The following is a 13704-nucleotide window of genomic DNA, read 5'->3' on the forward strand; positions in this document are numbered from 1 at the left end:
AACGCATGTGCTTTTCTAGAATGTTTTTTGCACCCATACCTATTCATTGGTTTCAAATCAAGGAGACAAAAGATGCAAAAAACAATTCTGGGAGCAGCCATTGCCGCCATCTGCGGCTTTGGCACATCCGCCGCCATGGCACAGCAAGCCTCTACCAGCAAGGTAGAGCTATGGGGTATTGCTGATGCGGCAATCCGCCACACCAATAATGAAGGGGCAGACAAAGGCAGCCTGACCAAAATGATTGGCGGCGGCATGTCCCAGAGCCGCTGGGGCATCAATGTGGAGGAAGACCTGGGCGGTGGCACCAAGGCGCTGGTACACCTGGAACACCGTTTTAATCTGGATACCGGTGAAAAAGATGCAACAGCACCTTTTTTCCAACTTTCCTATATTGGTCTGCAAGGTCCATATGGACGTCTGACCATGGGCCGCCAGTGGAACGTGCTGTTTGATGTGGTGTCTTCCACCTATGCATCCTTCCCCTACTCGCCTTATATGGATGCCTATAAGCCAGAGCTTGGAATGGCAGCTGGTGCGCGCACCAGCAATTCCCTGAAATATTTGCTGGCTACTCCTGATCGACGCTGGGTGGGTGCACTTCAGTACTCCTTTCATGAAGGCAATCAAAACACTAGCGCTGTAGAAAATACGCTAGCTGCTGCAGCCCCTGGTCTGATTAACAGCCAGCTACCTCCAGGAGCTCCGTCAGTGACTGGAGCAACAACATTAGGCCAAATAGCAAGTGCTATCGGCCCCCAAAATCTTGCCGCTCTGATGAGTGGAGTGAAATCCACCATCAATAATGCAGATCCTAACAGCCCCTTGGGCCAAGCTGTTGCACCTTCCCTCAGCCCTATAGCTACAAGTTCACTCAAAACATTTGGTGGTTTTTTACGCTATTCCCAAGATGGCATCTCTGTTGGCGGTGGTTATTTAAGAACGCACCTGCCAGCAGGGACCAAACTGGATGCCTGGACCTTAGGTGGCTCTTATCGCAAAGATAAGTTGTATGTGAACTTGGGTTATGGCGCCAACAAAATCAAAAATCGAGAAACCTTTAACCAAACAGCCAACTCCACCATCTCTGATATTGCAAAATTTGAAGCACGCCGCCTTGTTGACCAAACCATTATCAATGGTTTTTGGCAAGGTCAAACCAATGGCGGTTTCTTAGCAGGTGATTCCGATAAACGCACCATGTATAAATTGGGCTTTGGCTACCAGATTACCCCACAAATTAATGCTGGCATTCATTACTACCATGCCAAGCAAAAAGGTTCAGCCTCTGGCAATTACAACGGCAAGGCTGACTTTGTAGTGGCACTGGCCAATTACGCCTTCAGCAAGCGCACCGATGCCTACTTTGGCGTAGACCACACCAAGGTGCGTGGTGGTGAGGATATGTACCTGGACCGCACCAGCAAAGCCCGCAGCCGCACAGGTATTACCGCCGGCCTGCGCCACCGCTTCTAAAAAAAAGAGCCTCTCCAACAAAAAGCCGGCAAAGCCGGTTTTTTGTTTTACAGCTCAGAGCGCTTGTTTTGCATATTATTCTGCAAATGTTTGAGCTTTTCTGACAAGGGTTCACCCATATTCAAAGCGGCTGCTGTTGCCAGAATATCAATAATCAGCAAGTGCAAGAGACGGGATGCCATGGGCGTATAAAAGTCTGAACCTTCCAGATTATCGGCTGCCAGATGAATATGACTAATCTGTGAAAGCGGGGTATGGCTGGAGGTAATCGCAATAATGGTGGCCCCGTTGTTTTTGGCAATCTGCGCCACTTCCAGCAGATCTTTGGTGCGGCCAGAGTTAGAGATCAGGATGGCGCAATCGCCTTGTGCCAGCATGGTGGCACCAATCACCTGCAGGTGGGTGTCGCTGGAGGCATGGCTGCTGATGCCCAGACGCAAAAACTTGTGCTGCGCGTCCTGCGCTACCACGCCGGAGTTGCCTACGCCATAGATTTCCAGGCGTTTTTTCTTGCGCCAGGTATCCACAATGGCCTGCACAGCCTGCTCCACGGCCTGGGGCGATGCGGCGTTGCGGTACTGCAAAAAGGCAGCCACCGAGTTATCGATTACCTTGACCAGCACATCTGCCGTCTTGTCATCGGCATCCACGCTACGGTGCACATAGGGTACGCCTTCGGCCACATTGCCTGCGAGCTTGAGCTTGAAGTCTGCCAGGCCGTCATAGCCCATGCTGCGGCAAAAACGCACCACGGTGGGCTTGCTGACATTGGCTTTTTCTGCCAGCTCGCGCACTGGCAGGCGTGCAAAGCTGTGTGGATCTGCCAGCACGAGGCGCCCCACCCTTTGCTCAGCGGGTGCCAGAGAAGGAAGAGATGCTGCAATTCGGTCAAGCATGGAAGGTCCAATCAGTCACACACGTAAAGCCGAGATTTTGCGCCACGAACAACAAACACACAGGCTCTCAGGCGTTGCAGACCGTGCAATCCCTGAAGCACACTACACTTGCCACACCTATAAAAACGCATAACGCCAGCGAGACCGCATGAACCAGCTCGAACAACTCAAGCAATACACCACGGTGGTGGCTGACACCGGCGATTTCCAGCAAATCGCCCAGTACCAGCCCCAGGATGCCACCACCAACCCCTCCCTGATTTTGAAGGCTGTCCAGCAGGCGCAGTACCAGCCCTTGCTGCAGGCCACCGCCAACCAATGGCGTGATGCACCGCTGGATGAAGTGGTGGACCGTCTGCTGGTGAAGTTTGGCTGCGAAATTCTCTCTGTAGTGCCAGGCCGTGTCTCGACAGAAGTCGACGCGCGCCTGTCCTTTGACACCGCAGCCACCGTGGCGCGTGCGGAACGCCTCATTGCCCTGTACGAAGCCGCTGGTGTGCATATTGACCGCGTGCTGATCAAGATTGCCGCTACATGGGAAGGCATTGCCGCCGCACGCCAGCTGGAGCAACGCGGCATTCACACCAATCTGACCCTGCTGTTTTCCAAGGTGCAGGCTGTGGCCTGCGGGGATGCCAAGGTGCAGCTGATTTCCCCCTTTGTGGGCCGTATTTACGACTGGTACAAAAAGCAGGCTGGCGCGCAATGGGACGAAGCAGCGATGGCAGGTGCCAACGACCCCGGCGTGCGCTCCGTGCGGGCCATCTACGACTATTACAAGCGCTTTGGCATCACCACCGAAGTGATGGGGGCGAGCTTTCGCAACACGGGCCAGATTCTGGCGCTGGCGGGCTGTGATTTGCTGACCATCTCCCCCGACCTGCTGGCTCAGCTACAGCAGCAGGATGCGCCCGTCATCCAGGCATTGAGCCATGAAGCAGCCAAGCAGCAAGACCTAGAGCGTGAACACTATGACGAAGCCAGCTTTCGCCTGGCGCTGAATCAGGACGCCATGGCCACCGAAAAACTGGCCGAGGGCATTCGTGCCTTTGTGGCGGATGCGCAGAAGCTGGAACAGCTCATCCGCTCCGTTTAATCCCATCACCCCTACCAACTTTCCCAAGCCAGAGGCAGGCATGCAGCATGACCTGCCCGTGGAGACACCTCCCATGCACTCTGCCGTCATCAGCGGTACAGGCCTGTACCAGCCACCCCACACCATTACCAATGCGGAACTGGTTACTGCCTTCAACCAGTATGCCGATCTGCACAATCAGCGTTTTGCAGCTGAAATTGCTGCAGGCACACACACGCCCATGCAGCACTCCAGCGTGGAGTTCATTGAAAAAGCCTCGGGCATTCGCCAGCGTTATGTGCTGGAGAAAACCGGGGTGCTGGACCCCCTGCGCATGTATCCACGCTTTGAGGAGCGAGGTGACGAGCAGCTGTCGCTGATGGCAGAAATTGCCGTGTCTGCAGCCCAGCAGGCCATGCAGCAGGCGGGCAAGACGGGTGCGGACATTGATATGGTGCTGTGCGCCGCATCGAACATGCAGCGCGCCTACCCCGCCATGGCCGTAGAGATTCAGCAGGCGCTGGGTGCTGGTGGCTATGGTTTTGACATGAATGTGGCCTGCTCTTCGGCCACCTTTGCGCTGGAGCAGGCCGTCAATGCCGTGCGCTGCGGCTCGGCACGCTGCGTGCTGATCGTGAACCCCGAAATCACCTCCGCCCACCTGGAGTGGCGCGACCGCGACTGCCACTTTATTTTTGGCGATGTGTGCACCGCCATCATCGTGGAACGTGCAGAAACGGCCACCAGCGCCGACCGCTGGGAGGTGCTGGGCACACGGCTGGCCACACAGTTTTCCAACAACATCCGCAACAATTTCGGCTTCCTCAACCGCAGCGAAGACAGCGACCCTGCAGCACGCGACAAGACTTTCCGCCAGGAAGGCCGCAAGGTCTTCAAGGAAGTGGTGCCGATCGCAGCCGAGCACATTGCCACCCACCTGCAGCAGCTGGCCCATGCCCCTGCAGACATTCGCCGCTACTGGTTGCACCAGGCCAATCTGAGCATGAACCAGCTGGTGCTGAAAAAACTGGTCGGCGAAGCCACGGAAGACCGCGCGCCACTGATTCTGGATGAGTTTGCGAACACGGCCTCTGCAGGTTCTATCATCGCCTTCCACAAGCACCGTAACGATCTGGTCCCCGGGGACCTCGGCGTCATCTGCTCTTTTGGTGCTGGGTATTCGGTGGGCAGTGTCGTCGTGCGCAAACAGTAAGCGGAGCACAAGGTTTGGTTTGCCATACAAAGCCTGAATGGGCGCAACTCAAGGCCCACTTTCACAGCATGGAGGGGGGGCTGGATTTACAGGCTGCATTCAGGCAGGACCCGCAGCGCCTGGCACATCTGAGCCAGCAGGCCCCGCACGTGTTTGCTGACCTGTCCAAGAACTGGATGCTGCCGCAGACCGAAGTGCTGCTTTCTGCGCTGGCACAGGCCTGCGAGGTGCATGCCCTGCGCGATGCCATGCTGGCAGGCCAGACCATTAACAACACCGAGTCCCGCGCAGTCATGCACTGGCTGCTGCGCACACCACGCGATGGTGGTTTGCTACGAACGCGCCCTGTGGTGCAGCAATGGACGCCCCAAATGCAGCAGGCGCTGCAGTCCGTGCACGACACACTGGATGCCATGCTCACCCTGGCGGAGCAGGTGCGCGCCAACCCACAAATCACCGATGTGGTCAATATTGGCATTGGCGGCTCACACCTGGGGCCGGAAGTCGTCGTGCAGGCGCTGGAAGACTGGGTGGATGGCGACAAGCATTTCCACTTTGTCTCCAACGTGGACGGGCATGAACTGGGGCATGTGCTGCGCAAGGTGCGGCCGGAAAACACGCTGTTTCTGATTGCTTCCAAGTCCTTCACTACGGCAGAGACCATGCTCAACGCGCGCTCTGCACGGGAATGGTTTCTGGCACACGGCGGCAGCCCACACCCGCAGGATGCCTGCAGCATCGACCAGCACTTTGTCGCACTCACCACCAACACCGAAGCGGCCGCGGAATTTGGCATTTCACGCACCCTTGGCTTCTGGGACTGGGTGGGTGGGCGTTTTTCACTGTGGTCGGCCATTGGCCTGCCGATTGCGATTGCCATTGGTGCCGAGCAGTTTCGCCAGATGCTGCAGGGCGCACACGCAATGGATGCGCATTTTTTCTCAGCCCCCGATGCGCAGAACCTGCCTATGCGGCTGGGGCTGCTGGATGTGTGGAACCGCAACTTCTGCGGTTTTGGCAGCCGCTGCATTGCGCCCTACAGCCACGGGCTGCGCAGGCTCACGGCTTATCTGCAGCAGCTGGAGATGGAAAGCAATGGCAAGGGCGTCACCCGCGATGGGCACAAGCTGCTAGTAGCTACAGCACCCATTGTCTGGGGCGAGCCCGGCACCAATGGCCAGCACGCATTTTTTCAGATGCTGCACCAGGGGCCAGATGTCATTCCCGTGGAATTCATTGCGCTGCGTGATGGCGGTAAATACCTGGGGGCACACCACCAAAGCCTGGTCATCAACGCCATTGCCCAGGCCCAGGCACTGATGGAAGGCCGCTCCGGGGATGGCGCAGAGCGTGACTGCCCCGGCAACCGCCCCAGCACTTTCCTGCTGCTGCAGGCGCTGGACCCAGCCTCGCTGGGCGCTTTGATCGCGCTGTATGAGCACCGCATTTTTGTCTCTGGCGCAGTCTGGGGCATCAACAGCTTTGATCAATGGGGTGTAGAGCTGGGCAAAAAGCTGGCGCAGCAACTGCGTGCACGCCAGCAGAGCCAGGACTGGACAGGGGTTGACCCCTCCACCGTGGCGCTGATGCAGCGGCTGGCGGAGTCTCCCGTCAACGGCAACTAAGCCTGCAAAGGGCCTTACAGCTGGTTTAGATCCGGCTTTTCGTGCAGCGCAGCGTTGAGCTGGTCGATCACGATGGCCCAGTCATCATCGCAGTACAGCCTTTCGCGCAGCATCTGCGCCTGCTGCTGCGTCCAGCAGGGTGCCTCATGCAGCAACATGCCTTCTGGCAGGGGGCTGTGGTGCGCAATGAACTGCTGGATGCTGGCGGGGTCATTGGGCAGGCCCAGCTGCGCAAAGAGTTCCGTAAATCCGGGCTGAGATTCACCGGGGATCAAAGACATAAGCCAACTCCTTTGCAGTCATGTTGTGGGGTGTGAAGTGCATGGTAAAGCGCCCTGCATCCGTGTACGCGTCAGACCATGGCGATAGACACTGCCTTGGCCACCAGATAGGCCTCCAGTGCTTCTGTGCCACCTTCTGAACCATAGCCGGAATCCTTCACTCCACCAAATGGCATTTCGGCCGATGCCACAGCAGGCTGGTTGATCCACAGCATGCCGGTTTCCACCTGCTGGCTCAGCAGCTGCGCATGCTTGAGCGAGGAGGTAAAGGCATACGCCGCCAGCCCATAAGGCAGGCGATTGGCTTCGGCAATGGCTTCTTCCAGCTTGTCAAAGGTGCGCAGCGCCACCACGGGGCCAAAGGGCTCGTTGTTGAACACATCGGCCTCCAGCGGCACATTGGCCAGCACCGTGGGTGCATAGAAGTTGCCCACATCGCTCAAGGCCTTGCCGCCTAGCAGCAGCTGGGCCCCTTTGGCCTGCGCATTGGCAACCAGCGACTGCATGGCGGTGATGCGGCGTGGGTTGGCCAGCGGCCCCATCTTGGTGTCTGGGTCCAGGCCATTGCCCACCTTGATGGCTGCGAAGTAGTCCACCATCTTTTCCGTAAACACTTTTTCCAGGCTGCGGTGCACCAGAAAGCGGGTCGGAGAAATACAGACCTGCCCGGCATTGCGCAGCTTGGAGGCGCCCACGGCTTTGACGGCCAGATCCACGTCTGCATCTTCGGCAATGATCACCGGCGCGTGACCGCCCAGCTCCATGGTGCAGCGCTTCATGTGCGCACCTGCCATGGCCGCCAGCTGCTTGCCCACGGCCGTGGAACCCGTAAACGTCACCTTGCGGATGGTGGGGTGGGGGATCAGGTAGCTGGAAATCTCAGCCGGGTCGCCATAGACCAGTCCGATCACACCCGCAGGCACGCCTGCATCCACAAAGCACTGGAACAGCGCAGCAGGCGATGCCGGCGTTTCTTCCGGTGCCTTGCACAGAAAGGAGCAGCCCGTTGCCAGCGCTGCGCTGATCTTGCGCACGATCTGGTTGACCGGAAAGTTCCAGGGCGTAAAGGCGGCCACAGGGCCCACAGGCTCCTTGATCACCAGCTGCTGCACATCACTGCGGCGTGCGGGCACGATGCGGCCGTACAGACGCAGTGCCTCATCCGCAAACCATTCAATGATGCCCACGCCAGCCAGCACTTCGGCACGGGCTTCGGCCAGTGGCTTGCCTTGCTCCTGCGTCAGTAGCGCAGCAATCTGGTCGGCACGCTCCTTGAGCAGAACTGCCGCCTTGCGCATGGTGGCCTGGCGCTCATGGGCGCTGGTGTTGCGCCAGATGGCAAAGCCTTTTTCAGCGGCGGCCAGGGCGCGGTCCAGGTCTTCCTTGCCTGCATGGGCCAGCTGGCCAATCACTTCACCCGTGGCGGGGTTGCGCACGGCAATGGTCTTGCCGCTGGCTGCGTTCTGCCATTGGCCGTCGATGAGCAATTGGGTGTCGGGGTAAGTCTGGCTCATGGTGCTTGCACTCGTTGAAGAGAAAGGTGAAAACTGGTTGGCAGAATTTCAAAATAGATAGCTGCTTGCGCTTTAACTACAAGCATTTCAATGCAAAAACATTTGCAAATCCTGTATTTATCAGCGCTAGCTGCTTCACTTTTAAAAATCCAGGTGACCACCCATTGTAGAAGGCGCTGCTCGCAGCGCCATAGTGGGATGTACGGTACACATGCCTGACACCTTAGCGCGCCTGCCTTGCAAAAGCTGTCATCCATGTGCGGATACGGTTCACCCAAAAAGAAGCCCACCGAAGTGGGCAAAGGACCATGTACCAACTGCCATGGCACACGGAAGAACGCTGTACAAAAGCCAAGCTGCGCCTTACTGACTGAGCTTGAGCGAGCCTTTCATCATCGATGCATGACCGGGGAAAGAGCAGAAAAAGCTGTAGCTCTCGCCTGCGGCAAGCTTTCCCACATCAAGTGTCAGTGTGTCGCTTTCTCCACCGCCGATGAGCTTGGAGTTCGCCAGCACACGGCTATCGCCAGGCTTGAGGTAGTCGTTGGAGACTCCTGCACTGATACCGTCTTTCGCCACTGCGGCCATGTCTGCTGTCTTGGTGATCACCACGTTATGCCCCATGGCTGCCTTGGGCAGCTTGCCCACATGCTTGAGCGTGATGTCAAAGCTTTTGCAGGAGCTGGGCACTTGCAGGCTCTTCACATTGAACTGCATGGCGTCATTGCTTTCCACGGTCACGGCGCAGTCTGAGGCCATGACAGCCGGTGTCACCAGCAGGCCCGCCACAGCGATGGCCGATGCGCACATTACGCGCTTCATTGTCTTCATACACATTCCTTGGCTGCAGGCAGTGGCACAGCAGTACATGCTGCCCGCAGCAATACAGCCTTACTTCACGACGTTCTTGCCGCCACGCACAGCCACCACTTCAATTTCCACCAGCCATGCGGGGTTGGCCAGTGCGGCGATTTCAAATGCAGAGCGTGCGGGCAGGTTGGGCTGCTCGGCCGTGCCAAAGAACTGGGTGTAGCCCTTCATGAAACCCGCAAAGTCCATCTTGTTGCCCTTAGCTGGATCCTTGACCAGGAAGACCTGCATCTTGATCACGTCCGACATGCTCAGGCCCATGCTCTTGAGCTGGGCCTCAATGCTCTTGAGCACATTGACTGTCTGGCCTTCGGTATCACCGCCATAGGCAGCTGGGTCTGTGGCTGGCTTGCTCTTATCCAGCATGGCTGGCACCTTGCCCGACAGATAGACCGTACTGACGCCGGGCGAAACCTCCACGGCATTGGAGATGGGAAAGCTCGAGCCGGGGATCTTGTAACGCGTGACTTCACCCGTTGGTACGCCGTTGGCGGCGCAGCCGCTCAGCACCGCAGCAGCCAGAAGACCCGCAACCATCACAGGAGTGCGCAAAGACATGGAATTACCTCTTTCTCTCAAAACATTGCTCATCGCCCCGCAGCCCGACTGGAACACGGGGCCGGGGAATTACTTGCGGAAGAGCTTGACGTCTTCTGCCGTCACGGTGTCAGTGAACTGATTGCCAAAATTGCTGCGCACATAGTTCACCACTTCTGCTACCTGTGCGTCGTCCAGTCGATGGGCAAAGCCAGGCATGCCATGCAGGCCATTCATGACCACACCCACCGGATACGCAGCTGCAGCCAGCTTTTCATTGCCCGCCAGTGCAGGGTAAAAACCCACCTCGGCAGCACCTTGCCCCTGGGGCATGTGGCAGCCCTGGCAAATGGCCTGGTAGATCTTTTCCCCATCACGCTGGGTGTTCAGGCGACGGTCGCTGGAAAAGCCCGCCTTGAGGGCTTCAACCTGTGTGTCAGCAATCGCCAGTACCTCGGCAGCAGTGCCTGTCACAGGCCCTGCGAAAGCGGACAGACTGGCCATGCTTGCCAGCACCACTACGGCCACAGACAGACCACGGTGCAACTTCTTTGTGCTCATAGCGTTCGTTCCTTTCAAGTGGCCTGACTCAGACATTCACGGCCTTGGCGTGCAGGCGCTGCACAGCGTCGAGGGCAGACAGCACGGCACCTTCCTGCCATGCGGGAATGAAGGAGATATGCTCGCCAGCCAGCACCAGACGGTTGTCAATCTGCGCCATGTTGTCGTAGTGCTGCGCGCGCAGGTTGTCGTTCCATGCGCCATAGCAGCCCTGAGTCCAGGGTGTGCGGTGCCATGCCACAGACACGCCGTTCAGGAATTCCTGCTTGTACTGCGGGTGAATCTGGCTACCCCACTCCAGGGCCAGACGGACCCGCTCCTTGGGCGTCAGCGAAGCCAAGCGATAGGCATTGGTGTTGTCAAAGGCATATGCCCCCAGCAGCACAGCAGGGCCGGGCTTCATATAGTCGTTGGATGGGTAGGAAATCTGCTGAATCGGCAGGTCCGTCGAGGTAATGCCACCGTAGATGCGCTCATCCTCTTCCCAGAAACGTCGCTTGAATTCCAGACCCACCTTGACCGAACTGCCGTATGGCAAGGCCTCAATGGCGGCGCGCATCTTGTCGCCCACCTGAATGTCCATCTGCGCCAAGATGGAAGCAGGAATCGTGCAGACGCACCAGTCGGCAGTCACCTGCTGCTGTACGCCATTGCGGGTATAGCTCACGGTGACGGACTTTTCATCCTGTGCAATCTTGCTCACCTTGGCGTTGTACTGAATCGCCTTGCCCAGATCCTTGGCCATGGCCTGAGGCAGCATGTCCATGCCGCCCTTGGGCTGGAAAATGGTGCTGTGGAATTCCGTCAGATTGCCCGAGCCGATCTGCCCCCACAGGTTGGACTGCAGCACTTCACTCACACCAATGGGCTGCGATGCCTTGGCACGTGGCATCAGACCGCCACCATGGTCCACATCAAAGCCGCGGTATTCGCTGGTGTGCAGGCTGGCCACATAGCGATAGTCCTTATCCAGCGCTCCTGTGCTCTTCAGGCTGGCCAGCAGCTTTTCTGCATCTTCCTTGCTGATGACCGTATCCAGAGCGCCCTGGTTGACCGCCTTGGCCAGCAGCTCGGCCGTGTGTCCACGGTAGTCCGTTGCGATATGACGAAAGCGCTGTGGCTTGCCACCAAAAGCCTTGCTGTTGTGCACATAGGCGTTGTGATTGACCTGGTTGAACACATCCAGCTCAATGCCATAACGACGGTACAGATCCATCATGGCATGGTGGTTGTGGGGCACACGCCAGGGCCCTGGGTTCAGATAATTCCCCTTGGCAAAGCCAACGGTCTGGGTCGTGCCATCCAGCTCGGTAAAAGTGTCACCGCCACGCAGTGTCCAAGCACGGCCACCAGCGCGATTCTGGTATTCCAGCACTGTGACCTTGTAACCCGCATTGCGCAGCTCAATGGCGGCCAGCATGCCTGCCAGGCCAGCACCCAGCACCACTACGGATGCGCCAGGCTTGGCCTTGCTGAGCTTGATGGGGCCGGAATACGAAGATTCAGCGGCATGGCCCAGAGTCCCCATGGCGGAGTACATGGCTGCGCCACCTGCCATATGGCCAATCATGGTGAGGAGTTTTCGCCGTGTCAGTGGTGTTTTTTCTTCTGGCATAGAACAGAGCTTTCGGTTTTCGACACGCGAACTACCGCATGTCTTGACCATTTATCGCAACAGTCGTGCCAGCTTGTGCACTGTCGGCATCTATCCTCTAGGCTCTAGGCTCTAGGCATCAGCATTCACAGAAACATCTGCACCAAAATGCACTGAACCGCATCAGGCAATGCCCTAATGTGCACGCACTAACGCCGAGAAATGGTGCACGACACATGTGTGTGAAAAAAAGGCCTGCATCTGCAGGCCTTGTGGAGCGCATGTGAGGCAACGCAGCGTGCGTTAATCGATTTTTGCGCCCGACTCATCCACCACTTTTTTCCAGTGCGCCAGCTCTGCAGGCAAGCTGGCTGCAAAGCTTTGCGGGTTGGACTGCACGGGCTCCGCACCCAGCGTCTTCAGGCGCTCCTGCATGGCGGGGGTAGCCAGCACGCGAGAGATCTCGGTATAGACCTTGTCGATGATGGGCTGGGGTGTGCCTGCAGGGGCAAACAGGCCGTACCAGGACGTCACGGCCAGATCCTTCAGCACAGGAATTTCAGGTGCCAGCGGTGTCGGCTTGTCCGACGCCACACCCAGCACACGCAGCTTGCCGCTGCTCACGAACGGCATGACGCCGGGGAAGCTGCCAAAGGTCACGGGCAGCTGGCCAGCCACCACATCGGTCGCTGCCGCTGCAGCCCCCTTGTAGGGCACATGCAGCATTTCCACGCCCTTTTGCTTCTTGAGCATCTCGCCCAGCAAGTGATTCAGCGTGCCATTGCCGGCCGAGGCGTATTCCACCTTATAGGGATTGGCTTTGGCATAGGCCACCAGCTCGTCGAAGGTCGTGGCAGGAAACTGTGGATTGACCACCAGCAGATACGGCGCCACAGCCAGCTGCATCACGGGGGTGAAGTCTTTGATGGGGTCAAACCCCGTGCGCGAATACAGCGCAGGGTTGATGGTGTGTGCGCTTTGCGCCGTCACCAGAAAGGTATAACCATCGGGCGCGCTGCGTGCTACCTGGCCCGTTCCCACGTTACCGTTGGCACCCGCACGGTTTTCCACGATCACGGGCTGGCCCAGCGAGTTTTCCAGGCTTTGCGCTACGGCACGCGCAATCACGTCATTGGCACCGCCGGGATTTTGTGGCACCACAAAGGTAATGGGCTTGGTGGGCCAGCTGTCCTGCGCCCAGGCGGCAGGTGCAGCCATAGAGACCACGCTGGCAACGGCCAGCGCCAAAGCATGGCGGCGAGAAAAAGCGGAATGCACAGGCATCACAACTCCAAGTACGTCAATGGGGTGGTTCAACCGTCAGCACTGGAGATGCAGCCATACGCCTAAGCACAGCCACCACATTGACAACGCAGTGCTCACGGAAATTCAAGGCGAACTTGCTGCTTGTGGCTTGCAAGGGGATTGCGCAGGCGTGTGGCCCAGGCTGCGCAATGTCAAGACCGCTGGCGCGAGGGTGTTCGCAGGCAGCAGGCTTGGAAGAAGATGGGGGAATCATAGGCAAGCCACCCGCTGCCCCATAGCAAAACAGAGGTGTCTGCCAGTGTTCTGTCAGACTCCGGGCTGTTCAGCGCCCGTTCAGCACTGCGACGGCCTCATCACGCAGCAGGCCTTCTTCTACGCGCACCGCAGGTTGTGCAGGCTCCAGCACCTCAGCGCAGCGTGCAGGCAGAACCGGCCCTCCCAGAGCGTCACCAATATCTTGCGTGCTGGCTGCAAACACCACACGTTTGATCCCCGCCCAGAACATGGCACCGCTGCACATAGCGCAGGGTTCACCGCTGGCAAATACGACTGCTCCATGCAGACGCTCTGGGCCGAACCGCTGCGTAGCCTCTCGTACGAGGACCACTTCGGCATGGGCTGTGCAGTCACCCGTGCTGTTTTGCCGGTTGGGTGAGGTGTGCAGGATCTCACCCTCAGACGACACCAGTGTTGCTCCAAACGGTGTATCGCCAACTGCACGGGCCTGGCGTGCGGCCTCCATCGCCAGTTGCATGGCCTGCACTTCTGTTGCAGTGAATGACATGGGCATCTCCTT

Annotated in this window: 13 protein-coding genes; 4 read left to right on the forward strand and 9 right to left on the reverse strand. The window is 58.1% G+C overall.

The genetic code is table 11. The features are described 5' to 3' along the window. Window positions 1–72: 72 nt before the first annotated feature. Complete coding sequence (locus B5M06_RS03805; RefSeq protein ID WP_054065161.1) at window positions 73–1476, forward strand: porin; 1404 nt, start codon at window positions 73–75, stop codon at window positions 1474–1476. A gap of 47 nt (window positions 1477–1523) precedes the next feature. Here B5M06_RS03805 and B5M06_RS03810 read toward each other — a convergent pair whose 3' ends face one another. Continuing rightward, window positions 1524–2372, reverse strand: a complete 849-nt coding sequence (locus B5M06_RS03810; protein WP_054065160.1) for a MurR/RpiR family transcriptional regulator — start codon at window positions 2370–2372, stop codon at window positions 1524–1526. A gap of 148 nt (window positions 2373–2520) precedes the next feature. Between B5M06_RS03810 and tal the strand changes: the two genes are divergently transcribed. From tal to pgi, 3 genes are all read left to right on the forward strand, one after another. Further along, on the forward strand, window positions 2521–3468 hold the full coding sequence (gene tal, locus B5M06_RS03815; protein ID WP_054065159.1) for a transaldolase: 948 nt from the start codon (window positions 2521–2523) through the stop codon (window positions 3466–3468). 73 nt (window positions 3469–3541) lie between these two features. Beyond that, the gene (locus B5M06_RS03820; RefSeq protein WP_054065210.1) at window positions 3542–4660 is read left to right on the forward strand and encodes a beta-ketoacyl-ACP synthase III; all 1119 of its coding nucleotides are present in this window, start codon (window positions 3542–3544) and stop codon (window positions 4658–4660) included. A 14-nt stretch (window positions 4661–4674) separates the two neighbouring features. Next, window positions 4675–6285, forward strand: coding sequence for a glucose-6-phosphate isomerase (pgi, locus tag B5M06_RS03825; protein WP_054065158.1), 1611 nt, complete (start codon window positions 4675–4677; stop codon window positions 6283–6285). A 14-nt stretch (window positions 6286–6299) separates the two neighbouring features. On the opposite strand, the gene B5M06_RS03830 is transcribed toward pgi, so the two are convergent. The 8 genes from B5M06_RS03830 to B5M06_RS03865 all read right to left on the reverse strand — a co-directional run bounded on the left by B5M06_RS03830 (window position 6300) and on the right by B5M06_RS03865 (window position 13692). Continuing rightward, on the reverse strand, window positions 6300–6566 hold the full coding sequence (locus tag B5M06_RS03830) for a DUF2789 family protein (protein WP_054065157.1): 267 nt from the start codon (window positions 6564–6566) through the stop codon (window positions 6300–6302). Between the two features lie 71 nt (window positions 6567–6637). Beyond that, window positions 6638–8080, reverse strand: coding sequence for an NAD-dependent succinate-semialdehyde dehydrogenase (locus B5M06_RS03835; protein ID WP_054065156.1), 1443 nt, complete (start codon window positions 8078–8080; stop codon window positions 6638–6640). A 363-nt stretch (window positions 8081–8443) separates the two neighbouring features. Continuing rightward, on the reverse strand, window positions 8444–8839 hold the full coding sequence (azu, locus tag B5M06_RS03840) for an azurin (RefSeq protein WP_420809980.1): 396 nt from the start codon (window positions 8837–8839) through the stop codon (window positions 8444–8446). Window positions 8840–8971: 132 nt separating this feature from the next. Beyond that, a complete protein-coding gene (locus tag B5M06_RS03845) occupies window positions 8972–9508 on the reverse strand; it encodes a RidA family protein (protein WP_054065155.1) in 537 nt (178 codons plus the stop codon). A gap of 69 nt (window positions 9509–9577) precedes the next feature. Next, window positions 9578–10048 (reverse strand): c-type cytochrome, encoded by a 471-nt coding sequence (locus tag B5M06_RS03850; RefSeq protein WP_054065154.1) that lies wholly within the window; start codon window positions 10046–10048, stop codon window positions 9578–9580. 28 nt (window positions 10049–10076) lie between these two features. Further along, window positions 10077–11663, reverse strand: a complete 1587-nt coding sequence (locus B5M06_RS03855) for a flavin monoamine oxidase family protein (RefSeq protein WP_054065153.1) — start codon at window positions 11661–11663, stop codon at window positions 10077–10079. 282 nt (window positions 11664–11945) lie between these two features. After that, window positions 11946–12926, reverse strand: a complete 981-nt coding sequence (locus tag B5M06_RS03860; RefSeq protein ID WP_054065152.1) for a Bug family tripartite tricarboxylate transporter substrate binding protein — start codon at window positions 12924–12926, stop codon at window positions 11946–11948. A 304-nt stretch (window positions 12927–13230) separates the two neighbouring features. Then, complete coding sequence (locus B5M06_RS03865) at window positions 13231–13692, reverse strand: nucleoside deaminase (RefSeq protein ID WP_054065208.1); 462 nt, start codon at window positions 13690–13692, stop codon at window positions 13231–13233. Window positions 13693–13704: the final 12 nt, after the last annotated feature.

The sequence above is a fragment of the Comamonas kerstersii genome, from assembly GCF_002056725.1.
In the GTDB taxonomy this organism is placed as follows: domain Bacteria; phylum Pseudomonadota; class Gammaproteobacteria; order Burkholderiales; family Burkholderiaceae_C; genus Comamonas; species Comamonas kerstersii.